This is a genomic window from Polaromonas sp., assembly GCF_030680935.1.
Lineage (GTDB): Bacteria > Pseudomonadota > Gammaproteobacteria > Burkholderiales > Burkholderiaceae_C > Polaromonas.
Window position 1 is genome coordinate 16,532 of sequence record NZ_JAUXUP010000004.1, and the last position, 26,205, is coordinate 42,736.

The following is a 26,205-nucleotide window of genomic DNA, read 5'->3' on the forward strand; positions in this document are numbered from 1 at the left end:
GCTGCCGGCAAAAACCAAAGCACTCACTTGAGCACCTCAGCAGCAAGGCGATCAAGATTCTGCTCATTAGCCGTAGCCACAAACTGCGCGATCCGCTCATGGTGTTCCACGGTGTCGAAGGTCTGCCGCCACCTGACCTCCGTGCCACCCTGCATGGGCACCAGTTCTATGGTGAGCAGGAAGTGATGCCCGTTCAGATGCTCTATCTCGAACAGCTGGTCGGCAACGATGCGCGTGAAACGGCTTTCATTCGGATAATCTTTGCCATCCGGCCCATGCATGGTCAACAGCCACCTTCCACCGGGTTGGAAGTCAAATTGCGCTATCGTGTTGGTGAATCCAGCCGGGCCCCACCATCTGGCAACACGATCGGCATCGCTCATCGCGGCGAACACCCCCGAAGGGCTTGCGGCAATCAGTCTGCGCCTTGAGTCTGAGCGGGTCTCGATGGGTTCCATGTGGGGCCTTTTGCAGCGGCTGCGGGTTTGGAGCTGCCTAAGGTTGGGGTCAGGCCGCATTTTTCCGCCGTCGCCCTAGTTGAGCGGCAGAAACTTCTTCGGATCATGGACGGTCATGACTGCCAGCTTCCATCCATCAAGCAGGTTACGCGAGATGTAGGTTATTCCAAATGTTCCCAACTCTGCGCCATCTCCTGTGACGCGGATGCCCCTGCCACTGATGACTGCGAGTCCCTTGCCCAAGGAATGCGATTTGAGCTCCGGGAACTCTGTCTTCGCGTAACCGGCCCGCTGTAGGTCCTTGAATCCGGGGCTCAGGAATGCTTCAGCCTCCGCACGCGGTTGCCACGGTTACGGTGCGCGCTGCCGACACAAACATGAACGGTTCATCGTAGTAGGCCGCCACGCGCTTCGCATCCGGACTGAAACTTGCTAGAAGATATTCTTCGAATGTCTTGAGAACATCGGAGTCAGTGCGCAGGCTTGCCGAGAGATCTGGGGTCATGGTGTCTCCGAGATGGGTGGGGTGTTTTCGTGCGGCCTGACGTAAAGTTATGCATCACCTGCGGCGTGGTTTGACTAGGGCGCAAGGCCCTCCACCGACACCAGCCTTGCAGAACTGCACTCATCTCGAATTGCCTTGAGACCTTGATATACCGGTCCAGTGTAGAACTCCTCCCAAGCGGCCACTGACGGGAACTCAAGCACGACGATTCGTCTCGGCTCCCAGTCTCCTTCGTAGACCTTGTGTGCGCCTCCGCGGGCGAGATAGCGCGCGCCTGCAGCGTCAAGAGCCGGCTTAACCCCCTTCATGAACTCCTGGTACCGGGACATGTCCCGGATCTCGACATCAAAGATGACATACGCACTCATTCGCAACTCCTTATGGCCTTGTTCAATTCTGGATTCGACGATTTCGAAGCGGATGCGGCCTTCATGCAGGAAGGCTGGATGGTCGACGACGGGGCTCCTGGTGAGGCACAACGTAGAGCTGATCCGACCGCGGAGGCAGGACGTGGCTGGCCGCGAAAGGACAATGAGCGTAGCTGGCCTGGAGCGGCCGGATCCGGCCTGCAGAAGCGGGGCGGCTCGAGCGCCAGGTTAGGCCGCAGTTTCACGCCTCTCGTTTCCATTCAAGGATACCCCTGATGATGACCGTAGGTTCAAAGGGGCTCGGTGCCCACGCGGAAACTAGCGAAAGATTGGCGCCGATGAACTTGAATGTCCGTGCTTGAACCGTGTTGATCCAGGCTTCGTTCCAACTGACGTCCACATTCGTCTGCATTTGGTCCCCTACTATCTCAATGGGTCCTGTATATGCAACTGTCTGATTGAACGCTTCGGCTCTCTGAGCCTCGGTAGAGGGAGTGGGACGACCGGCAGCGGTAAGTACGGCCATCATGAAGTAACTTGGCAGTATTACGAGTCGACCCTTTGGGTTTGGGCCCCAAGCTGGTCTTCGCTCGCCAGTCTGTTGGATCTCGACGTCGAACGAGATCAGTCCCCATTGGCCGACAAGCGGCGCCAGCGGTGAGGTTTGGGCTTGTGTCGTGTTCATTGCGATCTCTCGGCTGTGCAAGGTTTCTTCCGCAGACTAACGTTGGCGCTGTCCGGCGCGCAGCATGCGCTGCGAAGCGGCAACCTGCTGCTGCGCGTCCGCGACGAGCAACCAGTTAAACCGAAGCGTCACGGAACGCCCTGAGCACTGTATTGATGCGCGTCTGATAGCCAGTCCCTTGTGCCTTAAACCATTCCAGCACATCTTGATCCACGCGCAGCGAAATGGATGCCTTGGACGGCAATGGCTTCAAACCTTTGCGAACCAGGCCGCGAACAATGTGCTTTACGTCAGACTCTGGGTGTTCGGACGTCGGTTTTGCATCACCCGCGCCAGCCTTCAGGCGCGCCCAATCAGTTTTTGATTTCATCGAAGTAGATTTGCGACTCGCGCTTGGTTGCTTTTCGGAACGAGATGACGCGGATTTCATTTTCATTCTCCGTATGTACGACTGAAACAGTAATGCCAGCGAGCAAGCCCAGCGTAACGAAGCGTTGCTCGCCGTAGGAGAAACGGTCGTCCTCGAAGGTAAATGTCACGCCTTCAAAAACACTTGCAGCATCCAGAAAGTCAAGGCCATGGGCTTTGATGTTCGCTGCACGTTTCGTTTCTGACCAAGTGAACTCCATGCACCAAGTGTATATACGAATCGTATTGGCATCAAGGAATATTACTTCTGCGGTTTAACGTAATGTATAGAGCAAGACTTGCTCTATAAACTGGCCTCTGCTCGATATTCTGGACATGACTTCCTCCTGAAAGTGGCTTGCAGCCTTGGTTTCCCGTGGATATACTGTACAAATAAACAGGTATAAATGAACCATGAAACCCGGCACTCCCCCGCTGAAGTCCGCTCGCTTGCTGGATCAGATGCGCGAGCGCATTCGGTACTTGCACTATAGCCTCAGCACCGAGAAGGTTTATCTGTATTGGGTGAGGTTTTTCGTTCGCTGGCATGGGCGCGCGGGGCAAATGCAGCATCCGCGCGACATCGGGGCGCCTGGGGTAGAGGCCTTTCTCACCATGCTGGCTACAGAACGCAGAGTGTCTGCGTCCACCCACAACCAGGCTTTGAGTGCCGTGTTGTTTCTATACCGCGAGGTTCTGGAGATTGACCTGCCGTGGCTCAACAATATCAACCGGCCCACGCAGAAGCGGCGCATCCCCAGCGTATTGACCAAAGACGAAGTCGCTGCGGTACTGACATATATGGATGGCCTCACCGCGCTCTTGGCACGGCTGCTGTACGGCACCGGCATGCGCCTGATGGAGGGCATGCGCCTGCGCATCAAGGACGTGGATTTCGACCGGCACGTCATCATCGTGCGTGATGCCAAAGGTGGCAAAGACCGCGTGGTGATGTTGCCGCGCTCACTGGCTCCCGCGTTGCGCGTACAGATGCTGGCTGCACGCAGTCAGTGGGAAGCAGACCGGCAGGTGCAGCGCGGCGGGGTAGAGACGCCCCATGCGCTGGAGCAAAAATATCCCCGCGTGGGCCACAGCTGGGCATGGTTCTGGATGTTTCCGTCGCCCACGCTGTCCATAGACCCGCGCAGCGGCATAGAGCGGCGCCACCATTTGTACGAAGACCGGCTACAGCGGGCGCTGAAAGTCGCAGTGGCGCAGGCAGGCATTGCCAAGCCGGTATCTGTGCACACCCTGCGCCATTCGTTTGCCACCCACTTGTTGCAAGCCGGCACTGATATCCGCACGGTGCAAGAGCTGTTGGGCCACAGCGATGTGTCCACCACCATGATTTACACCCATGTGCTCAAGGTGGCCGCAGGTGGCACGGCCAGCCCGCTGGATGTATTGGCTGCCTGATTTGTTGTCACTCGTGTCCAATACCGGCATGCACACCCCCACCCCATCTGCGATCCTTGAAGTAAATGGCCTGAACTTTAGCTACCCCGAACGCACGCTGTTCTCGGACTGGTCGGCATCGCTTCGGCCCGGCGTCACGCTGGTGCTGGGGGGTGACGGGCGCGGCAAAACAACGCTGCTGCGCCTGCTGGCCGGGGATCTGGCGGGCAATGCGGGCGAGCTCAGCATCAACGGTGTCAAGCTGAAGACATACCCGAAAGACTACCGCCGGCAGGTGTTCTGGGTAGAGCCGCGCACCTACACGTTTGACCAGATGACGCCGCTGGAGTTTTTTGATTTGCAGCGCAGCACCCATGCCGGTTTTGACGAAGGCGTGCTGGCCCAGTGTGTACAGGGCCTGGCGCTGACGCCAGAGCTGCACAAGCAGCTTTTCATGTTATCCACCGGCTCAAAGCGCAAGGTCTGGCTGGCGGCGGCGTTTGCAAGTGGTGCGGCTGTCACGCTGCTGGACATGCCGTTTGCTGCGCTGGACAAGGCGTCGATTGCCAATGTGCTGTCTCTGCTGAACGAGGCTGCGGCACACCCCACACGCGCCTTTATGGTGGCTGACTATGCGGCGCCTGCCGGTGTGCCGATGGCAGCCACTGTGGACCTGGGCAGGTAACCCAGCTGCTGCGCCACAAAACCGTCAAAGGCCGTCAGCAGCGGTTGAAACTTGTCAACGTCGCCTTCAAGCTGCACCAGCGCCGCACAGGTGGCTTCCAGGGTAGAGAGCTGGTCAGCTTGATGGGCCTTGCGAATGCGGTAGCTGGAAGGCGGCAGGCCCTGTAGCGACAGGCGCGGCAGGCTTTGCAGCACGGGGTTCAGATACAGCATCTTGCGGCTTTTGCGCCAGGTGCCGTCGAGCACGATCAGGCGAAGACTGGACGGTTCGCGCAGACATTCGGGCGGCAAGGCCGGCGGCGCTGCAATGCCCAGGGCGCGGTCTTGCGGCATGTCGGGGTAAAGCAGCACAGAGCGCCTGGGTTTGCCCGCCGCCTGCGCTGCCCCGGGCACCACCAACAAGTCCTGATCTGTAAACACTTCCCCGGTCAGCAGGCGGCTGCGTGGCAGGCACAGGTGCAGCAGGCGCGCGCTGCCCTTGGGGTTGTCGGCTTCCAGCGGATGTTGCAGGATCAGCACCTCTACCTGATGCGCCACCGGCCTGGCCCAGGCGCAGATACAGGCACTGGCTGGTCGCAGACAAGTCGCGCAACACATTCGCTGCGGCATGGCCGGGGCGGTCACGGCAGCCTCAAGACCCCAGAAACTCACCCAGTGGTTTGAGGTCATCGACCCGGTCGCAGACCGATTTGACGATCATCATGATGGGAATACCCATCAGCAAACCCCAGACGCCCCAGAGCCAGCCCCAGGCCAGAAGCGCCACAAACACCGCCACGGGACTCAGGCGGCTGGCGCGGCTGGTCAGCCAGGGCGTCACCAGGTTACCCACAATGGTGTGAATAACCAGCGAGGCCCCGCCCACCACCATGGCCATGTTCAGGGTGCCAAATTGCAGAAAGCCAACCAGGGCTGTGGCCACCATGGTGATCAGCGAGCCCACGTAGGGCACCAGGTTGAGCACCCCCGCGGCAATGCCCCAGACCGTCGCGTTTTCCAGGCCAATGGCCAGCAGCGCCAGCCAGGTCAGCACCCCCACCAGCGCGCTGGTCAGCAACTGCACCTGCAGGTAGCGCTGGATTTGCCCGGTGATTTCATGCAGGGCCTGCAGCGTCACTTTTTTGGTGCTGAGGCTGGGGCCCGCGAGCTTGACCAGCTTGCGCCTGAAGGTGTCGCCCGAGAGCATCAGGAAGTAGGTCAGAAAAATAACCACCGTGGCCTGCCCTATCAGCGCCATCAGGCCAATGGTGCCGGTCCACAGGTAATCCTTGATGTTGAAGCTGGAGCGCTCGACCACCACCCGCATGGCGCCGCGGTTGCCGGCAGGCTTGGCGCCCTCCTGGGTCGCCTGCTCGATCTGCGTGGCGGCTTTTTGCACCGTCTCCAGCGTGCTGTCGGGCCGCCCTGTTTTGGCCTTGGTCGAGTTACGGAGTTTTTGCACCGCCACCGGCAGCGACTCCAGCAGTTGCACCGCGTTGTTGCTCAGGGCATAGGTGGTCGAGCCCATGACTCCCAGAATACCCAGCACCAGGACCGCAGCGCCCAGCCAGCGCGGCACACGCTTGTGCTCCAGCCAGTTGACCACGGGCGATAACGCGTAACTGAACAACACGCTGAGCATGACGGGGATAAACACCGCCTTGGCCCAGTGCAACACAAACAGCAGCGCCAGACCGGCCAGCACCATCAGCGACATGTTGCGGATGTCCACCGGCATGTGCAGCAGCAGGCGCTCGGGCCCGGGGATGGTGGTTACCGCAGGCTCGGGTGCGGCTTCAAGCAGGCGTTCGTCGGTCATCGGTGGTCCTTGTGGGCGTCGCAGCAGGTGTTGGGCAGGTCGGGCGCAACGGCGCGTGCCTCCCACCATATCTTGGCCGAGAATCGGCCCCCGATGTGTAGGACGTCTGCGCGGCGGGCTACCGGCAGTTGCAGCCAGTTAAGGCCTGGCTCCAGGCGGGCGGGCCCGGGCCCGCGCGCCGCTTCAGGAGGCAATTGCTTCCCGCACGGCACTGAGCTGGCGGCGCGACACCGCCAGCAGCTCGTCCACCCCGCGCAGCCGCACCGCCCAGCCTTCACCCTCTTCCGGGTCAAAATGTTTTTCCAGCGCGCGCACGGCACGCCGTGCCACCAGGGCATTGCGGTGGATACGCATGAACTGCTGCGCATAACGCTCTTCCAGCTCATTGAGGCTGCCGTCCAGAATGTAGCTTTTGTCGGCGGTGCGCACCGTGACGTATTTGAGCTCGGCCTTGAGGTAAAGCACTTCAGCCAGCGGCACCCGCTCGGTCCGCCCGCGGTCCTGGATGATCAGGCATTCTTCATCAGTTTCGGCCTGTAGCCCTTTTGCAGCCTGCGCAATCCGCTCTACTTTTTGTAGCGCCTGTTGCAGACGCTCCAGCCGCACCGGCTTGGTGAGGTAGTCCACCGCCTCCACCTCAAAGGCCTGCACCGCGTGCTCGGAATGGGCGGTGACAAACACCACCGCCGGTGCCTGCGGCAGCTGCGCCAGGGTTTGCGCCAGCGTGATGCCGTCCACACCGGGCATGCGGATGTCGAGCAGCACCACATCAAACACCTCGCGGCGCAGGGCGTCCATGGCCTGCACCGCATGCGCCGCTTCACCGGCCACCACCACCGCCGGGCTGGTGCAGTCACCCAGCAGCGTACGCAGGCGTGACCGCGCCAGTGCTTCGTCATCCACGATCAGCGCCCTGAGTGGGGTAGTCATAACGGAAGCTCCAGCCGGACCTGAAAAATACCGTCCTTGAAGGCGGTCTTGAACTGCGCCTGTACATCGTGCAACAGGGCCAGCCGCTCACGCACATTGGCCAGCGCCAGCCCGTGCCCACGCTCACCCACGCCGGCCGGCGTGGAATTGGTCACCTTGAGCACCACCATACTGCCGCGCCGCACCGTTGATATCTTGACCTGCGCGCCGCCGGCACTGGGCTCAACCCCGTGGCGCACCGCGTTTTCGACCAGCGGTTGCAGCAGCAAGGGCGGCAACTTGGCGCCGTTGGCTTCGGGGTCCAGACTCCACTGCACCTGCAGGCGCTCGCCAAAACGAACCTGCTCGATCGCCAGGTAGCGTTTGGCCAGCGCAATCTCCGCGCCCAGCGTCACCGACTCGGCCGGGTCGGCCAGCGCATGGCGAAACAGCTCGCTCAGGTCTTCCAGCACGGCCTCAGCCTGGGCCGGTTCGGCGCGTACCAGCGCAATCGCGCTGTTCAGGGTGTTGAACAAAAAATGTGGCCGGATGCGCGACTGCAGCTCGGCCAGGCGAGCGGCCGTGGCGGCTGGCGTACGCGCCTTGGCACGCCAGAACAACCCCGCCACCAGCACCGAAGACAGCAGGGCACCAGCGGCCGCACTGGCCCACCACGGAGCGGGATCAATCATGCCCATCATCACCAGCAGGCCGCAGCCATACAGCCCCGCCAGCGCCCCCAGCAGCATGCCACCCAACCATTGTTGAACGTTGCCCCTGCGCGCCAGTTGACCCTTGAGCACACAGGCCGCGATCAGCCAGGCCAGCGTAGCCGGCAGCACACCACCGGTCAGCAAGGAAAAGCGCAGCAACCACTCTACAAAATGACTGGTGCCGAACATCGCCCCGACACCCACCACCACCTCCACAAACAGCACCGCGCGCAACACCACGCCGACATTACACGCGTCAAACACCACCACCCGCGCCGGGACGCGCGCGACAGAGTCCCCCGGCTGGCTGATGCCGCCCAGCACGGTCGATTCGTCAAAAGAGGCAAAGTCGGGTTGCACACGCATGAAAAGCTGGACCAGTTGATTTCTGTGGTTGACGGGCAAAAAGCGGCCCGTCGGTACGCTGGCCTGTAGCGCCTGCGGCGCGCAGATAAAATCGGAGCCAGGGGCCAGACACCGCAGTCCTAGTATTGCACCGGCAAGAGCCCTGAAACGGCGCCCAACCCGAACTTACAAGAAATAATGCGCGACAGCAAGACGCCCCCCAAAGCCGGCAGCGGCACCCCACAGAAAGCCTGAAGTGAGCCAACTCGACAAAAAATCCCAAGCCTGGTCGGCCCTGTTCTCCGAACCCATGAGCGACCTGGTCAAGCGTTACACCGCCAGCGTGTTTTTTGACAAGCGGCTGTGGCAGGCCGATATCGCTGGCTCGCTGGCCCACGCAGAGATGCTGGCAGCGCAAAAAATTCTGGGTGCCGCCGACCACGCAGCTATCCAGGACGGTCTGGCCCGCATCAGTGCAGAGATAGAGTCGGGCGCCTTTGAGTGGAAGCTGGACCTGGAAGACGTGCACCTGAACATCGAAGCGCGCCTGACACAGCTGGTGGGTGACGCCGGCAAACGCCTGCACACCGGCCGCAGCCGCAACGACCAGGTCGCCACCGACGTGCGCCTGTGGCTACGCGGCGAAATCGACCTGATTGACGCCTTGCTGACCGACCTGCAAAAAGCACTGGTTGACATTTCAGAGAAAAATATCGAGGTGATCCTGCCCGGTTTCACCCATTTGCAGGTGGCCCAACCGGTGAGTTTTGGCCACCACATGCTGGCCTATGTCGAGATGTTTGCGCGTGACGCGGAGCGCCTGGCCGATGTACGCAAGCGCGTCAACCGCCTGCCACTGGGCGCCGCCGCGCTGGCGGGCACCAGCTACCCGCTGGACCGCGAACGGGTGGCCAGAACGCTGGGCATGGTCGATGCCGATGGCAAGCCCCAGGTCTGCCAGAACAGCCTGGACGCCGTCAGCGACCGCGACTTTGCAATTGAATTCACCGCCGCCGCATCGCTGGCCATGGTGCACATCAGCCGCATGAGCGAAGAGCTGATTTTGTGGATGAGCCAGAGTTTTGGTTTCATCGACATTGCGGACCGTTTTTGCACCGGCTCGTCCATCATGCCGCAGAAGAAAAACCCCGACGTGCCCGAACTCGCACGCGGAAAAACCGGCCGCGTGGTTGGCCACCTGATAGGCCTGATCACCCTCATGAAGGGCCAGCCGCTGGCCTACAACAAGGACAACCAGGAAGACAAAGAGCCGCTGTTCGACACCGTGGACACACTGAAAGACACGCTGCGCATCTTTGCCGAGATGGTGGGCGGCATCACCGTCAAGCCCGAAGCGATGGAGCGAGCCGCGCTAAAGGGTTACGCCACCGCCACCGATCTGGCCGACTACATGGTCAAAAAGGGCCTGCCCTTCCGCGACGCACACGAAGCTGTGGCCCATGCCGTCAAGGCCGCGATCTCGCATGCGGTGGATTTGTCGGAGTTGCCGCTGGCCGTGCTGCAGCAGTTCAACCCGAAGATCGAAAAAGACGTGTACGACGTGCTGAGCCTGCGCGGCTCGCTGAACGCCCGCAACACCCTGGGCGGCACCGCGCCGGCGCAGGTGCGGGCGCAGATCGCGCGGCACCGGGCACGTTTGAGCCCGGACTGATCAAAATAATTTCACTGCCTCAAAAGCGATATTCACACCAAGGCGCAAAGTCCCCGGCTACCATCTTGTTTCCAGGCGCGAACAATCAGGAGACATCTGTGGCCGTTATTACCAACATCGAAGACCTGCGCATCCTTGCCCAGAAACGCGTGCCGCGCATGTTTTACGACTACGCCGATTCCGGCTCGTGGACCGAAAGCACCTACCGCGCCAACTCGGACGATTTTCAGAAAATCAAGCTGCGCCAGCGCGTGGCGGTCAACATGGAAAACCGCAGCACGGCCACCAAAATGGTGGGCGTGGACGTCAAGATGCCCGTCGCCATCGCGCCTGTGGGGCTGACGGGCATGCAACATGCCGACGGCGAGATCAAGGCCGCGCGGGCTGCTGAAAAGTTTGGCATTCCCTTCATGCTCTCGACCATGAGCATCTGCTCCATCGAGGATGTGGCCGCCCATACCACGGCGCCCTTCTGGTTTCAGCTGTACATGATGCGCGACCGGGAGGCCATGGCCACCATGATTGAGCGTGCCCGCAAGGCCGGCTGCAATGCCCTGGTGCTCACACTGGACCTGCAGGTGATTGGCCAGCGTCACAAAGACCTGAAAAATGGCCTGACGGCCCCACCCCGGCCCACCCTGGCCAACATCATCAACCTCATGACCAAGCCGCGCTGGTGCCTGGGCATGGCCGGCACGCGCCGCCACACCTTCCGCAATCTGGTCGGGCATGTCAAAGGCGTGAGCGACATGCGCTCGCTGGCGGCGTGGACCAATGAGCAGTTCGACCCGCGCCTGTCATGGGCCGATGTGGCCTGGGTCAAGGAACGCTGGGGCGGCAAACTCATTCTCAAGGGCATCCAGGATGTGGAAGACGCGAAGCTGGCGGTGCAAAGCGGCGCCGATGCCATCGTGGTCAGCAACCATGGCGGGCGCCAGCTCGACGGCGCGCAGTCCAGCATCGAGGCCCTGCCAGCCATCGTGGCTGCGGTGGGTTCACAGATCGAGGTCTGGATGGACGGGGGCATCCGCTCCGGCCAGGACGTGCTCAAGGCCTGGGCCCTGGGTGCACGCGGTACGCTGATCGGGCGCGCCATGGTGTACGGCCTGGGCGCCATGGGTGAAGCGGGCGTCACCAAGGCGCTGCAGATCATCCACAAAGAGCTGGACATCACCATGGCTTTTTGCGGCCACACCAACATCGAGACGGTGGACAAGGGCATTTTGCTGCCCGGCACCTACCCCCTCACTTCCCCTTGAGCCGGGGCGGGCTGGCCTTCGCTGAAGTCTTCGCCCAGCACACCTGCCGATGTATTGACCGCTTCCAGCGCCAGTTTTTCAGCCCGGTTCATGGCGCCCACGGCATGGATGCTGGTGCCTGAAATACGCACCAGGCCTATGCCTATCGAGGGCTCGAAGTCGTGGCGGTTCTGCTCTTCGCCGACCGTCACGGGTTTGCGCAACTCATACAACAAACGGGCCGCCAGCAACTCGCTGCGCCGGGGGTCCTGGACGGCTGACACCACCAGCATGAAGCAACGCGGGTGGTACAGGCCCACCACGTTGCGAAAGCCCACAATGCGGCGGATACGCGCCATCAGCGTCACCAGAATCTGCTGATCGACGCCATGACCTGCCACTTCCCCAAGCTCATACAGGTTGGCAATACTGATGGCTGCCACCACACACGATCTGCCTACCCGCGAGCTGCGCCACAAGGCATCTTCGACATGAGGAACCAGGCGCGAGCCAAGCGTCATGTTGCCACCCAAATCCGGTTGGGCCTTACTTTGCGCCAGCCGCTTGAGTTTGCGCAACTCGCGGTTGCGCTGCAAAGTCAGGGCAATCACGATCAAAAAGTAGCCAATGGTGCAGACCGCCGTGAAGGCCCACAGGTACGGCCCCGCCGCCTGCAGGCCTTCTGAATAAAGCCCGCTCACCATGCCGGCCAGGCAAATGCAGGCCACCACCATCCAGCGCGCCAGGCCATCGCCCAGCGTGAAACAACGCACCGCGACAATGCCTGCCAACAGCACCGACACGGCATTGACCGCAGCCGCAGTCCCAATCAGCTGCGTCGCCTGCAAGTCGGTCACAAAGGCCAGGACAGCGAGAATGACGGCTGCCAGCACCAGCGCCAGTGCGCCGCCCGTCACCGTCCAGTGAATCAGCCGGTCGTCCCGCGCAACGCCTACCCAGACCCCCAGGTAAGTCAGCGCCAGCGCGCCGCTGAGCGGGCCGAAGGACGCCCTGATAGGCAGCAGCAGCTCTGCGCTGAGAGCAGGCACCAGCAGCTCAGGCAGCCTTGTCATCAACACCGACGATCCACCGGTCAGGAGCAAAAATGCCAGCCCGCGCGCCGCAGGCACAGACCGGCTCACCAACAGGTCAGCCCCCGCCACAACAGCCAACAGTAAAATCGCGCCCGTCATGGCCGACCAGATGGCGAGCTCCCATTGCGTCGCAATATTCAAGACCGATCCGTCCTTTGCTTTTGCCGCGTGAGGATTGCCAGCGTGCCGCACAAGATGCGCTCGCTTGAAACACAGCCGAGACGCCATTCATTCTACGATTAGTTACAAATTGAACGCCTGACCAATTGGGCGCCCTTGGCGATAACAGTCATGCGGCCTCCCGAAGCTGCGGCCGGATAAATCCCGCTCCCCCCTGTAGCGCGCAACTGCCGGTGAGTGGCAGCGCTATGCTTGTGGGGTGAGCCCTGTTCCCTCCTCCCCCACCGTACCCGCCAAAGTGCGCCGTGTGGCCCACCTGGACATGGACGCCTTTTTTGCGTCTATCGAGTTGCTGCGTTACCCGCAGCTCAAGGGCCTGCCGGTCGTCATTGGCGGGGGCCGCCGCCAGGTGGACGATGCCCTGCTGGAAGGCCAGCCCGGGCGGGCCTTGCGTTTTATTCCAGTGGCGGACTTTCCGCGACTCAAGGACTATGTGGGCCGGGGTGTGATCACCACCGCCACCTACGCTGCGCGGCAATTTGGCGTGGGATCGGCCATGGGCATGATGAAGGCCGCCAGACTCTGCCCGCAGGCGATCGTGCTGCCGGTGGACTTTGAGGAGGTGCGTAAATACTCGCGCCTGTTCAAAAGCACCATCACCGGGATTGCGCCGCAGATGGAAGACCGTGGCGTGGACGAGGTGTACATCGAGTTCACCGACGTGCCAGGCGGCCAGCGTGAAGGCGGCCGGGTACTGGCGCGCCTGATCCAGAAAGAGATTTTTGATGTGACCGGTCTGACCTGCTCGGTCGGTGTGGCGCCCAACAAACTGCTGGCCAAGATGGCCAGCGAGTTCAACAAGCCCAAGGGCATCTCGGTGGTTTATGAGGCCGATCTGCAGGAAAAGATCTGGCCCCTGCATGTGCGCAAGATCAACGGCATAGGTCCCAAGGCCGGTGAAAAACTGGCGGCGTTGCAAATCCAGACCATTGGCGAGCTGGCGGCGCAGGACCCGGGCTTTCTGATCCAGCACTTCGGCAAGGCCACAGGCGCCTGGATGCATGAGGCCGCCTGGGGCCGCGATGAGCGCCCGGTGGTGACTGAAAGCGAGCCGGTCTCCATCAGCCGCGAGACCACTTTTGAGCGCGACCTGCATGCGGTGCGCGACCGGGCCGAGCTTGGCGCCATCTTTACCCACCTGTGCGAAAAACTGGCCGACGACCTGCAGCGCAAAGGCTACGTGGCCAAAACGATTGGCATCAAGCTGCGGTATGACGATTTCAAAATTGCCACACGCGACCAGACGGTAGAGGCCTTCACCGCAGACGGACCCACCATCCGGAAAATCGCCGGCTTGTGCCTGAAGCGGGTACCGCTGCAAAAGCGGCTGCGGCTGCTGGGCGTGCGGGCGGCGACGCTGGCCAGGGCCGGTGAAGCCCCAGTTGATGAGTCAAAAAGGCCTCCAGCCCTTTCCCTGCCTGCGCAAGCAGCTACTGAATTTATAGCAACTGACCAGTTGTTTTAGCCGCAGCTGATCTGCCTGCGCCCGCAGGCTGGCAGCCGTCAGCCCCCTATTTGAGTGTGGCGAGCCAGGCAATCAGGTCGGCCCGCTCCTGCGCATCCTCCACCTGAAAGCCCATGCGCTGCCCCGCCACCAGGTCTTCCGGGTCCTGTAGCCACGCATTGAGGGTTTGCGGCGTCCAGCGCAGCCGGGACTGCGCCATCTCATCCGAATATTTGTAGCCCTTGAGGCTACCGACCCGGCGCCCCATCACACCGCGATGCGCCGGGCCGATCTTGTTGCTGTCCACCGCATGACAGGCGGTGCAGCGCGCCTGGTACAGCGACTGGCCCTTGAGCACATCCCCCGGCGGCGGGGTCTGCCAGTTACGCGGGCCGAGGTTGGCCTGTGCCAACAAAGGCCCCGCCAGAAGGCAGAAGGCCGCCGCGGCCAGCCTGCCTGGCCACGGGGAAGTTGGGGTGCGATCAACGTGCATGCAGTGATTTACGCAGCCCCGCCCGGGGCGGATTCAGTCCCGCGCCAAAACAGTGCAAAAAATAGTTGAATCCAGCTGCCTATCAGGGCCGTATCAGAGGGGCTACCTTTTCTTACATTATTTCGGCCGCGTGCCGCCACCCGGAGTCCAGACCATGAAATTTTCTCCTTCCCTGCTCGCTGCCAGCGCCACCCTGCTGTGTGCCGGCGCCAGTCTGTCCGCCCACGCCGAAACCGGCAAGCTGCTGCTCACCGGTGGTGTCAGCAGTATTGACGGCGCAGCGGGCGGCGGCCTGACCCCCTGGGCGGTGATTGGCAGCAACGCCACGGAGGGTGAAATCGGCGGTACCGCCTTTGTCACCACCGCCCGCACCAAAGACTACGGCCTGAATGTCGTCGGCGCCTCGGTCGGCATCAACGACCGTTATGAGTTGTCGGTGGCCCAGCAGGACTTCAAAACCGGCATCACGGGCCGAGGGCTGGGCCTGCCGGGCCTGCACCTGAAGCAGACGATTGTGGGCGCCAAGGTACGCGTCGCAGGCGACGCGGTGCTCGACGCCGACACCCTGATGCCGCAAGTGGCGGTGGGTGTGGAATACAAAACGCTGGGGTCAACCGGGCTGGACGGCACCTTGCGCACGCTGGGCGCCAAGCGTGAAGGTGTGGACCTGTATGTCAGCGCCACCAAGCTGTTTCTGGGCCAAAGCCTGCTGGTCAACGGGACCTTGCGCGCCACCAAGGCCAACCAGAACGGCCTGCTCGGCTACGGCGCCACCCTGGGCGGCGGCAGCAACAACAGCTACAGCCTGCAGCCGGAATTCTCGGTCGCCTACCTGATCAGCAAAAACGTCGCCGTAGGCGCCGAATACCGCTTCATGCGCAACAAGCTGGAGACCGCTGGCCGCGCCGCCGGTCTGGGCAATGGCCTGCGCTCGGAAGACTGGAAAGACATCTTTATTGCCTGGGCACCGAATAAAAACGTTTCGGTCACGCTGGCCTATGTGGATCTGGGCGTGATCGTGCCGGCCACCACGGCCAGCCGCAAGCAGACGGGTTATTACCTGTCGGCCCAGCTGGCCTTCTGACCGGAACTCCTCTTCAAATATTTAAAAAGGAACTGACATGAAAAAATCCCTGATATCCCTCATGATTGCAACGTCCGGCCTGCTGATGGCAGGTACCTCTTTTGCCCAGACTGCGCCGCAAAACGACCAGCTCTACAAGGCCTTTGGCGAAAAAGCCGGCCTGGTCACGCTGATGGACGACTTCATGGTCCGTCTGCTGGCCGACCCGCGCACCGGCCCGCACTTCAAGCCAGCCAACCAGGACCGCGTGAAAGAGCAGCTGGTGGACCAGTTGTGTTCGCTCTCCGGTGGTCCCTGCGTCTACAAGGGCGCCGACATGAAAAGCGCGCATGCCAACCTGGACATCAAGAAGTCGGACTTCAACGCGCTGGTCGAGGTCTTGCAGCAAAGCATGGACGCCAAGGGCATTCCCTTCCGCACCCAAAACCAGATGCTGGCCCTGCTGGCCCCCATGCACCGCGATACGATCACGGTACGCTGACCCAACCCTTTTTAACCGGTACGACCCCATGAACAAAACCCTGATCTCCCTGGCGCTTTGCGCCCTGTCCAGTTATGCAGCAGCTGGCAACCTGCAAGTGCTGGTGCTGGACAAGGAAGGCAAGCCGGTGGCTGATGCCGTGGTGGTGGTGGTGCCGGTGAACAAAGGCGCGCCCAAGGCAAGCCTGCCGATGCAGGTGACCATCAGCCAGGAAAAAATGCGCTTTGTTCCGGCGGTGAGTGTGGTGGGCGTGGGTGCCAAGGCTTCTTTTGTCAACAACGACCCCTGGGAGCACCATGTGCGGGCCTCGGCTGCTGGTATTGCGCAATTCAGCACCGCCACCAGTGGTGGCTTTGAGCTGCGCATTGACGGCAAGCCGGATGGCAAGCCGGGCAAGGCCGCTGACGCCGTGTTTGAAAAGGCCGGGGCCGTGCTGCTGGGTTGCCATATCCATGGCTCCATGCGTGGCCATGTCTATGTCAGCGACTCGCCCTGGACCCTGCTGACCGGAGCCGACGGCATCGCCAACCTGGAGCAGATTCCCGACGGGGCTGCCCAGATCAAGGTCTGGCATGCCGATCAGCTGATTGACATCAGCCCCGTACAGACCAACATCACCGCGGCACCGGGCAAAGCCAGCATGCAGTTAAGCGTGGTGCCGCGCCGGCGAAGGATCTAGTCACGTCAAGCCCGCCCCGACAGCGATTTGTCAGGGCGGCAGAAGTCCATATACTCGGGCCGCATGAAACCCGACTCTGCCCTGGACGCCCGCAGCCTGGAGACACTGATCGCCGCCGCCGCGCAGGGCGACCATGCCTGCTTTGCCGAAATCTACCAGCGCACCCACACGCATCTGTTTGGCGTTGCCGTTCGTATATTGGGGCAAGGACAGGCGGCCGAAGATGCGCTGCAAGAGGCTTATGTGAGTATCTGGAAAAGTGCCGGCAATTACCGCAGTGAGGTGGGCGGGCAAAACATTCAGGCGATGACCTGGCTGATTGCCATCGTTCGCAACAAGGCGCTGGACGGCTACCGCGCGCGCGCGCGGCGCAAGGAGAACGAGTTGCCTGAATCAGGCGACGTCGATGAAGATGAGGTGCAGGCCAGCGGCAACCCGGCGCCCAGCGCCATGCAGTTGCTGGAGCAGGCGAGCCAGGCCCTGCACATCGAGGGCTGCATGAACTCCCTCGATGGCAGTCATCGCCAAAGCCTGGCGCTGGCCTATTACCAGGGCTTGAGCCATACCGAAGTGGCCGCACAAATGGGCGCACCCCTCGGCTCTGTCAAAGCCTGGATACGTCGTGGGCTGGAAAAGCTCAAGGGCTGCCTGGCTGCGCAAGGGGTGGTGGCGTCATGAAATACACCCACCCCGCCCTGCTGGACCACCTCGCATCAACCCACGTGCTGGGTACCTTGACGGGCGGCGCACGGCGCCGTTTTGAGCGTTTGCAGCGCGACCGCTCGGATGTGCGTGCTTTGGTCACGCAATGGGAAGCCCGCCTGGGCCAGCTGACCGTGTCCGTGCCCGCGCAGCAGCCCTCAGCACAACTGTGGAAGTCCATTGCAGCCCGCACGCAGCCGGCGGCAAGCGTCGACTATGCCTCTGCACGCGGCTGGCTGGGCTGGCTCGAGCCGGCCGGATTCGGCTTTGGCGGCCTTGCCGCCGGCGTGATTGCCGCCAGCCTTGTATTTGTCACGGTACCGGGTATCTTTGTATCCAGCGACCAGATCGCCATGCGCAGCGGTGAAAAACTGCCGCAAAGTTATGTCGGCCTGCTGACCGATGCCCAGGGCAACGGCAAGCTGCTGGTCAGTTCATTGCGCCACGGCAAAACCATGACGGTCAAGGTCATAGGCCCTATCACGCCGCCCGCCAGCGGCAGACTGGTGTTGTGGGCGCTGCCCGCCAGCGGCCCGGCCTTTGTACTGGGGCCGGTGCCCGCCAGCGGTTCAGCTGTGTCCATGTTGCCCGACACCTCGGAGAAACTGCTGTCCAAGGTCGGCAAGCTGGTGGTCACGCTGGAGACTGATGCCAGCCCGGCAGCCCCGAGTGCCAACGTCGTGTTCAGCGGCAATTGCGCCAAATTGTGGTGAAGCGGCGCGGCAGGTCATCAATAAGCGAGTTCACTGCATCCGTTTCCCGATTTCGCTCGTTTGTCCTGGGTGCTGATCCACAGCGCATCCATCCCACAACATTCGAAAAGGAGTATTCCATGACCACCACCACCCTTCGCCGCTTCATCACCCTGCCCCTTCTGGGCCTGACCCTGGCTGGCGCTGCTCTGGCTGCCGACTTCCAGTCCACGCCGGTTGAAAACGCCCGCATGGACGACTTTGCCGCAGGAAAAAAAGCCATGGAAGCCAAAAAATGGGCCGAGGCAGTCAACAGTTTCAACAAGGTCGTCGCGCAAAACCCGAAAAATGCCGACGCCTGGAACTACCTCGGTTACTCCAGCCGCTGGCTTGGCAAATATGACGAGGCCTTTGCCGCCTACAACAAGGCGCTGACGCTGGACCCGAAACACCGGGGTGCGCTGGAATACTCGGGCATCGCCTATCTGAAAACCGGCCAGAAGGCCCAGGCCGAAGCCCAGCTCGCCAAGCTGCAGTCCATCTGCGCAAGCTGCGAGGAAACCACTGACCTGGCCAAGGCGTTGGCCGCAGCCAAATAAAGTTTGCGCGTGGGGCGCGCGGGCGTTGACAGACGCTTTCTCGAAACTTACATTGAAGTCTCTGCAGGAGGCTTCATGGCGCACCCCTTCACCCCCACGGCGAACCCGGCTCTCACACTGCCCAAGCTGAAACGCATCAGGCTATGGCATCTGGCGCACAAGGCCGAGCACCCGCTGGAATACGAACTCTGGGACTTCGTGATGATGGTATGGGTGATGGGCTGGGTGGGCTGGCTGCCGGCGTTTGTGCTGGAGCTGCCGCTGGCCTACCCGCTGTGCCTGCTGGGCATGGTCACGCCGCGGTTGTATGTACGTTGGCGAATCCGCGCCCATCTGCAGGGCCGTCTCAGGTGTGACTGGCTGGAACTGGCCCACTGACTTACATTGGCAGGCATGAACCCACTGACCTGCTTTTCCCTTTCCCTCACCGACCACATCGCGCACCTGGTGCTCAATCGCCCCGAGGCGATGAACACCATGCATCCGACCTTCTGGCGTGAGCTTGATGAGGTACTGACCCACATCCACAAGGCCGGGGATGCACGTGTGCTGGTGATCTCCAGCACCGGCAAACATTTCAGCGCTGGCATGGCGCTGGAAACCTTTGGCGGCGCCATCAGCATGGACGACCAGAGCCCCGAGGGCCGGGCCGCCATGTTTGATGTGCTCGGCGACATGCAGGCCACCTTCACCAAACTCGAGTCCTTGCGTATACCGGTGATTGCGGCGATTCAGGGCGGCTGCATTGGCGGCGCGGTCGACATGGTCACCGCCTGCTGCATCCGCTACGCCACGCAGGATGCCTTCTTCTGCATCCAGGAAATCAACATCGGCATGGTGGCCGATGTCGGCACCTTGCAGCGCCTGCCCAAGCTGGTGCCGCTGGCGGTGGTCAAGGAGCTGGCCTACACCGGGCGCCGGCTCGGCGCGGCCAAGGCGCTGGGCTACGGCCTGGTCAACGAGGTGTTTGATTCACCCGAAGCCATGCTGGCCGGTGCGCTGCAGTGCGCCAAAGAAATTGCCGGCAAGCCCCCTGTTGCCATCTGGGGCACCAAACAGGCGATCCACTACACCCGCGACCATTCGGTGGACGACGCGCTCAAACAAATGGGCTGGCTGCAAGGCGCGATCTGGAGCAACCAGCATGTGCGCGAAGCGGTGACGGCCATGAAGGAAAAGCGGGCGGGCGAGTTCAGCGCGCTGCCACCTCTCAACTATTTCAAGGAAATAGGGCTCTAGCCCTTTCTAGTACTGCGTAAGCAGCTATCTATTTGATAGCATATTCCAGCAAAACCTGTCAGCGCGGACTGACGCTGCGATAACAGACGCGCCGCCTACTGCCGCGCCGTCCGCACATTAGGCGGCAAGCCCTGCGGATAACTGGTTCGAAACGGGTTGATGTCCACGCCGCCGCGCCGGGTGTAACGCGCGTATACCGAGAGCTTGAGCGGCCGGCAGCGGGTCCAGATGTCCATGAAGATGCGCTCTACACACTGCTCATGGAACTCATTGTGGTTGCGAAAACTCACTATGTATTGCAGCAGGCCTTCCTGGTCAATCGGTGCGCCGGTGTAGCCGATCTGCACGCTGCCCCAGTCGGGTTGCCCGGTCACCAGGCAATTGCTTTTGAGCAGATTCGACACCAGGGTCTCGGTGACGGGTGGCTCTTCATGGTCGGCAAACAGCAGTTCGGGCGCAGGTGTGTAGTGCTGGCACTCGATATCGAGCCGGTCCAGGTTCAGGCCATCCAGCTCATGCACCGGCTCCTGGTCAAACAGCTCCGGCCCCAGTGTCTTGACACCCACGCCAGCGCCCACCACGGCGTTCAGGTCGGCACGAATACGCTCGCGCACTTCGCGGGCGTCCAGAAAACGCGTGTTGCTGAAGCTTCCCAGGTAAAGCTTGAAGGACTTGCTCTCGACGATGTTCGGCGACTCGCAGGGCACGGTGATGTGCGCCAGCGCCACCTGCGGTTTGCCGCGCTGGTTGAGCCAGCTCAACTCAAACACGGTCCACATGTCGGCGCCGAAAAAAGGCAGCTGCTCGCCCAGGCCCAGCTCGGCACGTTTGACTGCACGCGCTATCGGAAACAGCAGCGATGCATCGTATTGGTCGATGTAAGCCGAGGGTTTGCCAAGTTGTGACTGGTCAGGGGTATTCATGCTGCAGCCCTGTCTGTGTGCAGATGCGCAATCAGCGGTGCCAGCATGCGTTCCACCACGCCGGGGGGCAGGTCGTGGCCCATGCCTTCAATGCCGACCAGGCTGGCTCCGGGGATGCGCCGCGCCGTGTCTTCACCGCAGGCAAAAGGCACCAGCGGATCGGCCTTGCCGTGAATCACCAGCGTGGGCACACGCAGCCGCGCCAGCTCGGCGGCGCGGCGGCTGTCGGCGGCAACCGCGACCATCTGGCGAAGCACACCGGCGGGGTGGAAACTCCGCTTCACGCCCAGCGCAACCCGCTTGCGCAACTCGCCCTCGTCCACCGGAAAGCCGGGGCTGCCAATCGCCTTGAACAGCCGCACGTAATGGTTGATCACCGCGCCGGCATCGCTTCCGGCCGGCCGGCTCAGCAGCACACGCATGACACGCGGCTTGGCCTGCGGCAATCCGCGCGCGCCGCTGGAGCTCATGATGCTGGTCAGGCTCAATACCCGCGCCGGGGCTGCCAGCGCCACGCGCTGCGCAATCATTCCGCCCATGCTGACACCGACCACATGCGCCTTGTCCACCTGCAGCGCGTCCAGCACGGCCAGCGCATCGGCCGCCATGTCGTGCAGCGAATACGGTGCCTGGATGGTCAGGCCCAGCCTGTACTTGATGCTGGCCCACACGAGGTTGGGTTTTCCGAGATGGTCGAACTTTTGCGACAAACCAATGTCGCGATTGTCCAGCCGGATGACGCGGTAACCGGCGTCCACCAGCGCCTGCACCATGGCTGGCGGCCAGGCCACCAGCTGCATGCCCAGGCCCATGATCAGCAGCACCGCAGGCCCCGCTCCGCCGCTGTCTTCGATCTCAATATCAATACCGTTTGCGCTGATTTTCATAATGGTGATTATCTACACCCCTGTTGGGGTTGGGGTACACGGCCTCCTCCAAGGGGGTTCGTGGAACTGGCTTTGGCCTGTCCTGAGCCTGTCGAAGGGCCAGGCCGCAGGCGCCGTCCCCTGCAAAGGGAGAGGAGGCTACACAAAGTGAGCCTCCACAGGGGTGTTAAATAAACTGTCGTTCGCGCAGCCACTTGGTGGCCACCCATTTTTCCCCAGCCAACACAGGCGCACCGCCGTGCAGGCTCAGCGTCGATGCATCCGGACGGTCGTAGCTGAAAAACACCGCATGCCCGCGCTGCGGCAAGACCTCCAGCCCAAGCTCAGGAAAAACCGTCGCACCACCCTGCGCGGGTGCCTGCAGGTACATGACCAGCGTCGCCACCCGCTGGCCGCCGCGCTGCAAAATGGTCGGTGTGCCGGGCTCGGCCGGATCGAAGTAATCGTGGTGCGGTTTGTACTCGGCACCGGGCAGGTAACGCAGCACCTGAAGACCCTCGCCATTCTCTACCGGCCAGTTCAGCAGCCGCGCGATACGCGCCTCGATGCGCGCAACCAGTGCATTTTCGCCCCGGGTGAAAAACATGCCGCTGCTGGTGCGGTCGTGGCTGAGCACCTCACCGCCGGTTTTGACCGCCACCGTCAACGAGCGGGCCAGACTGGGCCGCGCCGCTTTGATCAGCGCGCTGCATTCTGCGTCGCTCAGCAGATTGCCCAGCACCGCCAGACGGGGCCTGCGCATCTGCAGCAGCACATCGACCTGCCGGTCGCCCGCATCCAGCTGCAAGGCGCCGTCCTGGTCCAGCCGGGGCAGCGCGCCACTGGCCGGTATTTGCAACGTGGTGGCAATCACGTCGCGAGCCACACCGGTCTGCCAGCCGGCTGTGCGCATGGCCTCGAGCATGGTTTGCACGGTGTGGCCCAGACTGGCTTGCGCGCGCAGCCATGCGCGCAATTGCGGCGTGACGTTTTGCGCAAGGGTGGGCAGGGCGCTCATGACTATTGGCTAGCGCTCAGTCGGCCAGCCTGCGCCGGAATACCAGCCGGTCCGGTGCCGACACTGCCGGCTCGAAGCGGTAACCCGCAGCGCCGAAGCCTTCGAGCTTTTTGACCGTGGCGACTTTCTTTTCAATCGCATAACGCGCCATCAGGCCGCGCGCGCGTTTGGCATTGAAGCTGATGATTTTGTACTTGCCGTTTTTCCAGTCTTCAAAAACGCAGCTGACCACCCGGGCTTTCAAAGCCTGCAGATCGACGGCCTTGAAATATTCCTCACTGGCCAGATTCACGATGACGGGCGAGGTGTCGGCAGCCGCGCGTTCATTGAGGTAGTCGGCAATCTGCGCGCCCCAGAACGCATACAGGTTGCTGCCCTTGGCGGTGGGCAGCCGGGTGCCCATCTCCAGCCGGTAGGGCTGCATCAGGTCCAGCGGACGCAGCACACCGTAAAGGCCGCTGAGGATGCAGACATGGCTCTGTGCCCAGTCGACTTCTTTGCTGGTGAGGCTTTTGGCATCCAGGCCGTCGTACACGTCGCCATTGAAGGCGAGCAGTGCCTGTTTGGCATTTTGTTCGGTGAAGGTCGGCGACCATGCCTGGTAACGCCCGACATTGAGTCCGGCCAGGGCATCTGACAGCGACATCAGCTCGCTGACCTGCGCCGGAGTTTTTTCGCGCAGCACTTTGATCAGTTGCCGGGACTGGCGCGTGAAAAGCGGTTGGGTGTGGGCCTGAACATGGGGCGGCGTCTCGAAATCCAGCGATTTCGCGGGCGACAGTAAAAACAGCATGGTGGCGGGCAATCCGTGAAGGCAATCCCCGACTTTACGACACCCCGGTGCCAGCCCGGGCAGCTGTCAGCGCAGGTCGCTTGCCAGAGAGGCCAGCGATTCCGCCGGAATGTTCAGGTGCGCCGGGTAATTGGTGTGGTCGCAGCCCAGCTTGACGCTGGCGCCAGCCTTGACCGCCGCACACATGGACGAGTTGAGTTCAAACCGCACAAAGTGCACAGCAGAGGTTTTTTCGTCGTTCTCACGGTCCATGTCCTCGTCGGCAATCGCGTACACGCGGGCATGGCCTTCGACCTCGACAAACAGATGGTCTTCCACACCGATCAGACGCGCGAGCTCGCGCTTGCGCTCGTTGACATCGGGGTACTCGATCATCATGGTGGCTTTCCAGTTGCTGCCGTCGGGCATCAAGGGGGCATAGGCCTCGATTTCCTGGAGGATGCCGTCTTCCTCAAATATCTTTTCAATACGCAGCATTTCCTGGATCTGGTAGCGGATGCTGGTTTCGCTTTCAAACTGAACATTGACGTGTTCGCCCAGCCGCACGCTGCGCAGCTGGCGATGCGCCATGATGGCGCCCTTGTTTTCCTTGCGGTATTTGCTGTAGGCCTCCAGCGTCATGAGGCTGTCGGCGGTGATGGTTCCGGTGGTTTGCATGGCGAGTATCCAGGTAGGTCTATTTGATACCGTAGGCTGTACGTATCAGGGTCAAGGGGTGTTTTTGCGGCGGCGCGCCCAACTGGTTGACTTCAAAGCCCTGGGCAATGTGGTGGCCGCCCAGCGGACAGTCGCTGCTGATGACATCGGGCAGGCCACCGTCTTTGTGGTTGGCCATGGCCTTGAACAGCGGTTTGCCGATTTTCATGGCCTGCTGGTGGTAAGGCACTTTCACGCCGAAGGTGCCAGCGTGACCCGAGCAACGCTCGTGTGTGTGGACGCTGGTGCCCGGCACCATCTTGAGCATTTCCTCGGTCTTCTTGCCAATGTTCTGCACGCGGCCATGGCAGGGGATCTGGTAGCTGATCTTGCCCAGCGGGACAGGAAACTCCGTCTTGATCAGGCCGTCGCGTTTGCGCGCCATCAGGTACTCAAACGGGTCCCACATGTGCTCCTTGACAAGTTGCACGTCGGCGTCGTCCGGATACATCAGCGGGATTTCCTGCTTGAACATCAGGGTGCAGCTGGGCACCGCACTCAGGATGGCAAAGCCGTCTTTGGCGTACCGGGCCAGTACCGGTATGTTGGCCTCTTTGCTGGTATTAACCGATTCGAGGTCGCCAAGCTCCAGCTTGGGCATGCCACAGCATTTTTCTTTCTCGACCAGCACGTAGGGCACTTCGTTGTGGTCCAGCACCTTGAGCAGATCGTGGCCGATGCCGGGCTCGTTGTAGTTGATGTAGCAGGTGGAATAAATAACGACCTTGCCGGGGGTCTTTACACCATCCCTGACAGGGTGCGGCGGCGACTCGGGCGCGCTGCTGCGAAACTTCTTCGTGGCCAGCTCCGGCAACCAGGCGTCCTTGTCAACGCCCAGCACCTTTTCCATCACGGCACGCGCCGGCTTGGTTTTGTTCACCGCATTGGCCACCTGGACCACGATGGGAATACCGGCAAACTGGCCATGCACATCGGTGGACGCAAGAAACTTCTCGCCCATGCCCACGTCGCCCTTCTTGAACTTGATCGCCTTGGCGCGCAGCATGGTGTGCGGGAAGTCGAGGTTGAACTCGTGCGGCGGCACATAGGGGCACTTGGTCAGGTAACACAGGTCGCACAGGTAACACTGGTCCACCACGCTCCAGTAGTCCTTCTTGTCGACGCCATCAACTTCCATCGTTTTGCTGTTGTCCACCAGGTCAAACAGGGTGGGGAAAGACCCGCACAGGCTCACACAGCGGCGGCAGCCATGGCAGATGTCGAAGATGCGCTCCATCTCATGGAAAGTCGCTTCTTCGTTGTAGTAGTCCGGGTTTTTCCAGTCAATCGCGTGGCGCGTGGGCGCCGAGAGGTTGCCTTCTGTGGCCATGGTCGGTCTCTTGTTGTCGTGGGGTTTGAGAAAGGGCTGATACCAACCCTTTCCGAAACCGCTACACCACCGCAGAAGTGGCGTAGCGAGCGGCTGTCAACCTAGGCGCGGGTGGCTGGAAACCGGAGCGACCTTGAGGGTCGTGAGGATTTCCAGACAGGCCCCGCAACGACGGATCACAGCCGCGCAGTAGCCACCAATTAATCCACCAGTTCGGTCAGGGCCTTGGCATACCGGTTTGCGTGTGAACGCTCAGCCTTGGCCAGGGTTTCAAACCAGTCGGCGACTTCGTCATGACCTTCGTCACGCGCAGTTTTGGCCATGCCGGGGTACATGTCGGTGTACTCGTGGGTCTCGCCTGCCACGGCAGAAGCGAGGTTGTCACGCGTGGCACCAAATGGCATGCCGGTGGCTGGGTCACCGCACTGCTCAAGCCACTCGAGGTGACCGTGCGCATGACCGGTTTCGCCTTCTGCGGTGGAGCGGAACAGCGCTGCAACGTCAGGCTGGCCTTCCACGTCAGCCTTGTTCGCGAAATACAGATAACGGCGGTTGGCCTGTGATTCACCGGCAAATGCGGCTTTCAGGTTTTCTTCCGTTTTGGAGCCTTTGAGAGCAGCCATGGAAATCTCCTTGGGGTTGATAAAAATCGTGATTCGCCCTGACGTGATGGTCAGAGACGGAGTAACCATAGCCTGATTAAGGGGCTGCGTC

Annotated in this window: 32 protein-coding genes; 13 read left to right on the top strand and 19 right to left on the bottom strand. The window is 61.7% G+C overall.

What is annotated here, in order from left to right:
• Positions 1-23: 23 nt before the first annotated feature.
• From Q8L50_RS00845 to Q8L50_RS00865, 6 genes are all read right to left on the bottom strand, one after another.
• On the bottom strand, positions 24-458 hold the full coding sequence (locus Q8L50_RS00845; RefSeq protein WP_305346751.1) for an SRPBCC domain-containing protein: 435 nt from the start codon (positions 456-458) through the stop codon (positions 24-26).
• A 325-nt stretch (positions 459-783) separates the two neighbouring features.
• A complete protein-coding gene (locus tag Q8L50_RS00850; protein WP_305346752.1) occupies positions 784-963 on the bottom strand; it encodes a hypothetical protein in 180 nt (59 codons plus the stop codon).
• A gap of 74 nt (positions 964-1,037) precedes the next feature.
• On the bottom strand, positions 1,038-1,331 hold the full coding sequence (locus Q8L50_RS00855) for a DUF1330 domain-containing protein (RefSeq protein WP_305346753.1): 294 nt from the start codon (positions 1,329-1,331) through the stop codon (positions 1,038-1,040).
• 241 nt (positions 1,332-1,572) lie between these two features.
• The gene (locus Q8L50_RS18910; RefSeq protein ID WP_370869704.1) at positions 1,573-2,016 is read right to left on the bottom strand and encodes a lipocalin-like domain-containing protein; all 444 of its coding nucleotides are present in this window, start codon (positions 2,014-2,016) and stop codon (positions 1,573-1,575) included.
• Between the two features lie 115 nt (positions 2,017-2,131).
• On the bottom strand, positions 2,132-2,386 hold the full coding sequence (locus Q8L50_RS00860; RefSeq protein WP_305346754.1) for a BrnA antitoxin family protein: 255 nt from the start codon (positions 2,384-2,386) through the stop codon (positions 2,132-2,134).
• Positions 2,370-2,645 (bottom strand): BrnT family toxin, encoded by a 276-nt coding sequence (locus Q8L50_RS00865; protein WP_305346755.1) that lies wholly within the window; start codon positions 2,643-2,645, stop codon positions 2,370-2,372. The genes Q8L50_RS00860 and Q8L50_RS00865 overlap by 17 nt, the downstream gene beginning before the upstream one ends.
• Before the next feature lie 193 nt (positions 2,646-2,838).
• On the opposite strand from Q8L50_RS00865, the gene Q8L50_RS00870 reads away from it, so the two are divergent.
• Positions 2,839-3,840 carry an integron integrase gene (locus Q8L50_RS00870; RefSeq protein ID WP_305346756.1) on the top strand — a complete coding sequence of 334 codons (1,002 nt, stop codon included), beginning with the start codon at positions 2,839-2,841 and terminating at the stop codon, positions 3,838-3,840.
• A 28-nt stretch (positions 3,841-3,868) separates the two neighbouring features.
• Positions 3,869-4,504, top strand: a complete 636-nt coding sequence (locus Q8L50_RS00875; RefSeq protein WP_305346757.1) for an ABC transporter ATP-binding protein — start codon at positions 3,869-3,871, stop codon at positions 4,502-4,504.
• Here Q8L50_RS00875 and Q8L50_RS00880 read toward each other — a convergent pair.
• The 4 genes from Q8L50_RS00880 to Q8L50_RS00895 all read right to left on the bottom strand — a co-directional run bounded on the left by Q8L50_RS00880 (position 4,450) and on the right by Q8L50_RS00895 (position 8,289).
• Positions 4,450-5,172 carry a tRNA-uridine aminocarboxypropyltransferase gene (locus Q8L50_RS00880; RefSeq protein WP_370869705.1) on the bottom strand — a complete coding sequence of 241 codons (723 nt, stop codon included), beginning with the start codon at positions 5,170-5,172 and terminating at the stop codon, positions 4,450-4,452. The two genes, Q8L50_RS00875 and Q8L50_RS00880, sit on opposite strands and share 55 nt — an antisense overlap.
• Complete coding sequence (locus tag Q8L50_RS00885; RefSeq protein WP_305346758.1) at positions 5,135-6,301, bottom strand: AI-2E family transporter; 1,167 nt, start codon at positions 6,299-6,301, stop codon at positions 5,135-5,137. Before Q8L50_RS00885 ends, Q8L50_RS00880 begins: the two co-directional genes overlap by 38 nt.
• 183 nt (positions 6,302-6,484) lie before the next feature.
• Entirely contained in the window at positions 6,485-7,231 is a 747-nt protein-coding gene (locus Q8L50_RS00890) for a LytTR family DNA-binding domain-containing protein (RefSeq protein WP_305346759.1), read from the bottom strand.
• Positions 7,228-8,289 (bottom strand): sensor histidine kinase, encoded by a 1,062-nt coding sequence (locus tag Q8L50_RS00895; RefSeq protein ID WP_305346760.1) that lies wholly within the window; start codon positions 8,287-8,289, stop codon positions 7,228-7,230. Before Q8L50_RS00895 ends, Q8L50_RS00890 begins: the two co-directional genes overlap by 4 nt.
• A gap of 235 nt (positions 8,290-8,524) precedes the next feature.
• On the opposite strand from Q8L50_RS00895, the gene argH reads away from it, so the two are divergent.
• Entirely contained in the window at positions 8,525-9,940 is a 1,416-nt protein-coding gene (gene argH / locus Q8L50_RS00900) for an argininosuccinate lyase (RefSeq protein ID WP_305346761.1), read from the top strand.
• 98 nt (positions 9,941-10,038) lie between these two features.
• Positions 10,039-11,199: an alpha-hydroxy acid oxidase gene (locus tag Q8L50_RS00905; protein WP_305346762.1), complete on the top strand. Its 1,161-nt coding sequence runs from the start codon at positions 10,039-10,041 to the stop codon at positions 11,197-11,199.
• Here the strand turns inward: Q8L50_RS00905 and Q8L50_RS00910 are convergent.
• A complete protein-coding gene (locus Q8L50_RS00910; protein WP_305346763.1) occupies positions 11,178-12,413 on the bottom strand; it encodes a diguanylate cyclase domain-containing protein in 1,236 nt (411 codons plus the stop codon). The two genes, Q8L50_RS00905 and Q8L50_RS00910, sit on opposite strands and share 22 nt — an antisense overlap.
• A gap of 301 nt (positions 12,414-12,714) precedes the next feature.
• Between Q8L50_RS00910 and Q8L50_RS00915 the strand changes: the two genes are divergently transcribed.
• On the top strand, positions 12,715-13,917 hold the full coding sequence (locus Q8L50_RS00915; RefSeq protein ID WP_305346835.1) for a DNA polymerase IV: 1,203 nt from the start codon (positions 12,715-12,717) through the stop codon (positions 13,915-13,917).
• Positions 13,918-13,963: 46 nt separating this feature from the next.
• On the opposite strand, the gene Q8L50_RS00920 is transcribed toward Q8L50_RS00915, so the two are convergent.
• Positions 13,964-14,389 (bottom strand): cytochrome c family protein, encoded by a 426-nt coding sequence (locus tag Q8L50_RS00920; RefSeq protein WP_305346764.1) that lies wholly within the window; start codon positions 14,387-14,389, stop codon positions 13,964-13,966.
• 154 nt (positions 14,390-14,543) lie between these two features.
• On the opposite strand from Q8L50_RS00920, the gene Q8L50_RS00925 reads away from it, so the two are divergent.
• The 8 genes from Q8L50_RS00925 to Q8L50_RS00960 all read left to right on the top strand — a co-directional run bounded on the left by Q8L50_RS00925 (position 14,544) and on the right by Q8L50_RS00960 (position 19,865).
• Positions 14,544-15,473, top strand: a complete 930-nt coding sequence (locus tag Q8L50_RS00925; RefSeq protein WP_305346765.1) for a DUF3034 family protein — start codon at positions 14,544-14,546, stop codon at positions 15,471-15,473.
• Positions 15,474-15,510: 37 nt separating this feature from the next.
• On the top strand, positions 15,511-15,954 hold the full coding sequence (locus Q8L50_RS00930) for a group 1 truncated hemoglobin (RefSeq protein WP_305346766.1): 444 nt from the start codon (positions 15,511-15,513) through the stop codon (positions 15,952-15,954).
• 28 nt (positions 15,955-15,982) lie between these two features.
• Complete coding sequence (locus Q8L50_RS00935; RefSeq protein WP_305346767.1) at positions 15,983-16,633, top strand: plastocyanin; 651 nt, start codon at positions 15,983-15,985, stop codon at positions 16,631-16,633.
• Positions 16,634-16,696: 63 nt separating this feature from the next.
• On the top strand, positions 16,697-17,311 hold the full coding sequence (locus Q8L50_RS00940) for an RNA polymerase sigma factor (RefSeq protein WP_305346768.1): 615 nt from the start codon (positions 16,697-16,699) through the stop codon (positions 17,309-17,311).
• Positions 17,308-18,048, top strand: coding sequence for an anti-sigma factor domain-containing protein (locus Q8L50_RS00945; RefSeq protein ID WP_305346769.1), 741 nt, complete (start codon positions 17,308-17,310; stop codon positions 18,046-18,048). The genes Q8L50_RS00940 and Q8L50_RS00945 overlap by 4 nt, the downstream gene beginning before the upstream one ends.
• Before the next feature lie 119 nt (positions 18,049-18,167).
• A complete protein-coding gene (locus Q8L50_RS00950) occupies positions 18,168-18,626 on the top strand; it encodes a tetratricopeptide repeat protein (RefSeq protein WP_305346770.1) in 459 nt (152 codons plus the stop codon).
• A 75-nt stretch (positions 18,627-18,701) separates the two neighbouring features.
• Positions 18,702-19,004 carry a hypothetical protein gene (locus Q8L50_RS00955; RefSeq protein ID WP_305346771.1) on the top strand — a complete coding sequence of 101 codons (303 nt, stop codon included), beginning with the start codon at positions 18,702-18,704 and terminating at the stop codon, positions 19,002-19,004.
• A 15-nt stretch (positions 19,005-19,019) separates the two neighbouring features.
• Positions 19,020-19,865 carry an enoyl-CoA hydratase-related protein gene (locus tag Q8L50_RS00960; protein ID WP_305346772.1) on the top strand — a complete coding sequence of 282 codons (846 nt, stop codon included), beginning with the start codon at positions 19,020-19,022 and terminating at the stop codon, positions 19,863-19,865.
• 95 nt (positions 19,866-19,960) lie between these two features.
• Here the strand turns inward: Q8L50_RS00960 and queF are convergent, their stop codons facing one another.
• From queF to Q8L50_RS00995, 7 genes are all read right to left on the bottom strand, one after another.
• Positions 19,961-20,788 carry an NADPH-dependent 7-cyano-7-deazaguanine reductase QueF gene (gene queF / locus Q8L50_RS00965; RefSeq protein ID WP_305346773.1) on the bottom strand — a complete coding sequence of 276 codons (828 nt, stop codon included), beginning with the start codon at positions 20,786-20,788 and terminating at the stop codon, positions 19,961-19,963.
• Positions 20,785-21,675 carry an alpha/beta fold hydrolase gene (locus Q8L50_RS00970; protein WP_305346774.1) on the bottom strand — a complete coding sequence of 297 codons (891 nt, stop codon included), beginning with the start codon at positions 21,673-21,675 and terminating at the stop codon, positions 20,785-20,787. The genes queF and Q8L50_RS00970 overlap by 4 nt, the downstream gene beginning before the upstream one ends.
• Before the next feature lie 166 nt (positions 21,676-21,841).
• Positions 21,842-22,672: a 2OG-Fe(II) oxygenase gene (locus tag Q8L50_RS00975; protein WP_305346775.1), complete on the bottom strand. Its 831-nt coding sequence runs from the start codon at positions 22,670-22,672 to the stop codon at positions 21,842-21,844.
• Between the two features lie 16 nt (positions 22,673-22,688).
• Positions 22,689-23,465 carry a peroxide stress protein YaaA gene (yaaA, locus tag Q8L50_RS00980; RefSeq protein WP_305346776.1) on the bottom strand — a complete coding sequence of 259 codons (777 nt, stop codon included), beginning with the start codon at positions 23,463-23,465 and terminating at the stop codon, positions 22,689-22,691.
• Between the two features lie 66 nt (positions 23,466-23,531).
• The gene (locus Q8L50_RS00985) at positions 23,532-24,122 is read right to left on the bottom strand and encodes a DUF3501 family protein (protein ID WP_305346777.1); all 591 of its coding nucleotides are present in this window, start codon (positions 24,120-24,122) and stop codon (positions 23,532-23,534) included.
• 19 nt (positions 24,123-24,141) lie between these two features.
• Positions 24,142-25,491: a heterodisulfide reductase-related iron-sulfur binding cluster gene (locus tag Q8L50_RS00990; protein WP_305346778.1), complete on the bottom strand. Its 1,350-nt coding sequence runs from the start codon at positions 25,489-25,491 to the stop codon at positions 24,142-24,144.
• A 200-nt stretch (positions 25,492-25,691) separates the two neighbouring features.
• Entirely contained in the window at positions 25,692-26,114 is a 423-nt protein-coding gene (locus Q8L50_RS00995; RefSeq protein ID WP_305346779.1) for a rubrerythrin family protein, read from the bottom strand.
• Positions 26,115-26,205 lie beyond the last annotated feature (91 nt).

Bases quoted from the DNA above. Each gene is read 5' to 3' on its own strand.
- Q8L50_RS00845 (WP_305346751.1), bottom strand. From the start codon at position 458: ATGGAACCCATCGAGACCCGCTCAGACTCAAGGCGCAGACTGATTGCC.
- Q8L50_RS00850 (WP_305346752.1), bottom strand. From the start codon at position 963: ATGACCCCAGATCTCTCGGCAAGCCTGCGCACTGACTCCGATGTTCTC.
- Q8L50_RS00855 (WP_305346753.1), bottom strand. From the start codon at position 1,331: ATGAGTGCGTATGTCATCTTTGATGTCGAGATCCGGGACATGTCCCGG.
- Q8L50_RS18910 (WP_370869704.1), bottom strand. From the start codon at position 2,016: ATGAACACGACACAAGCCCAAACCTCACCGCTGGCGCCGCTTGTCGGC.
- Q8L50_RS00860 (WP_305346754.1), bottom strand. From the start codon at position 2,386: ATGAAATCAAAAACTGATTGGGCGCGCCTGAAGGCTGGCGCGGGTGAT.
- Q8L50_RS00865 (WP_305346755.1), bottom strand. From the start codon at position 2,645: ATGGAGTTCACTTGGTCAGAAACGAAACGTGCAGCGAACATCAAAGCC.
- Q8L50_RS00870 (WP_305346756.1), top strand. From the start codon at position 2,839: ATGAAACCCGGCACTCCCCCGCTGAAGTCCGCTCGCTTGCTGGATCAG.
- Q8L50_RS00875 (WP_305346757.1), top strand. From the start codon at position 3,869: ATGCACACCCCCACCCCATCTGCGATCCTTGAAGTAAATGGCCTGAAC.
- Q8L50_RS00880 (WP_370869705.1), bottom strand. From the start codon at position 5,172: ATGACCTCAAACCACTGGGTGAGTTTCTGGGGTCTTGAGGCTGCCGTG.
- Q8L50_RS00885 (WP_305346758.1), bottom strand. From the start codon at position 6,301: ATGACCGACGAACGCCTGCTTGAAGCCGCACCCGAGCCTGCGGTAACC.
- Q8L50_RS00890 (WP_305346759.1), bottom strand. From the start codon at position 7,231: ATGACTACCCCACTCAGGGCGCTGATCGTGGATGACGAAGCACTGGCG.
- Q8L50_RS00895 (WP_305346760.1), bottom strand. From the start codon at position 8,289: ATGCGTGTGCAACCCGACTTTGCCTCTTTTGACGAATCGACCGTGCTG.
- Q8L50_RS00915 (WP_305346835.1), top strand. From the start codon at position 12,715: ATGGACGCCTTTTTTGCGTCTATCGAGTTGCTGCGTTACCCGCAGCTC.
- Q8L50_RS00920 (WP_305346764.1), bottom strand. From the start codon at position 14,389: ATGCACGTTGATCGCACCCCAACTTCCCCGTGGCCAGGCAGGCTGGCC.
- Q8L50_RS00925 (WP_305346765.1), top strand. From the start codon at position 14,544: ATGAAATTTTCTCCTTCCCTGCTCGCTGCCAGCGCCACCCTGCTGTGT.
- Q8L50_RS00930 (WP_305346766.1), top strand. From the start codon at position 15,511: ATGAAAAAATCCCTGATATCCCTCATGATTGCAACGTCCGGCCTGCTG.
- Q8L50_RS00935 (WP_305346767.1), top strand. From the start codon at position 15,983: ATGAACAAAACCCTGATCTCCCTGGCGCTTTGCGCCCTGTCCAGTTAT.
- Q8L50_RS00940 (WP_305346768.1), top strand. From the start codon at position 16,697: ATGAAACCCGACTCTGCCCTGGACGCCCGCAGCCTGGAGACACTGATC.
- Q8L50_RS00945 (WP_305346769.1), top strand. From the start codon at position 17,308: ATGAAATACACCCACCCCGCCCTGCTGGACCACCTCGCATCAACCCAC.
- Q8L50_RS00950 (WP_305346770.1), top strand. From the start codon at position 18,168: ATGACCACCACCACCCTTCGCCGCTTCATCACCCTGCCCCTTCTGGGC.
- Q8L50_RS00955 (WP_305346771.1), top strand. From the start codon at position 18,702: ATGGCGCACCCCTTCACCCCCACGGCGAACCCGGCTCTCACACTGCCC.
- Q8L50_RS00960 (WP_305346772.1), top strand. From the start codon at position 19,020: ATGAACCCACTGACCTGCTTTTCCCTTTCCCTCACCGACCACATCGCG.
- queF (WP_305346773.1), bottom strand. From the start codon at position 20,788: ATGAATACCCCTGACCAGTCACAACTTGGCAAACCCTCGGCTTACATC.
- Q8L50_RS00970 (WP_305346774.1), bottom strand. From the start codon at position 21,675: ATGAAAATCAGCGCAAACGGTATTGATATTGAGATCGAAGACAGCGGC.
- Q8L50_RS00975 (WP_305346775.1), bottom strand. From the start codon at position 22,672: ATGAGCGCCCTGCCCACCCTTGCGCAAAACGTCACGCCGCAATTGCGC.
- yaaA (WP_305346776.1), bottom strand. From the start codon at position 23,465: ATGCTGTTTTTACTGTCGCCCGCGAAATCGCTGGATTTCGAGACGCCG.
- Q8L50_RS00985 (WP_305346777.1), bottom strand. From the start codon at position 24,122: ATGCAAACCACCGGAACCATCACCGCCGACAGCCTCATGACGCTGGAG.
- Q8L50_RS00990 (WP_305346778.1), bottom strand. From the start codon at position 25,491: ATGGCCACAGAAGGCAACCTCTCGGCGCCCACGCGCCACGCGATTGAC.
- Q8L50_RS00995 (WP_305346779.1), bottom strand. From the start codon at position 26,114: ATGGCTGCTCTCAAAGGCTCCAAAACGGAAGAAAACCTGAAAGCCGCA.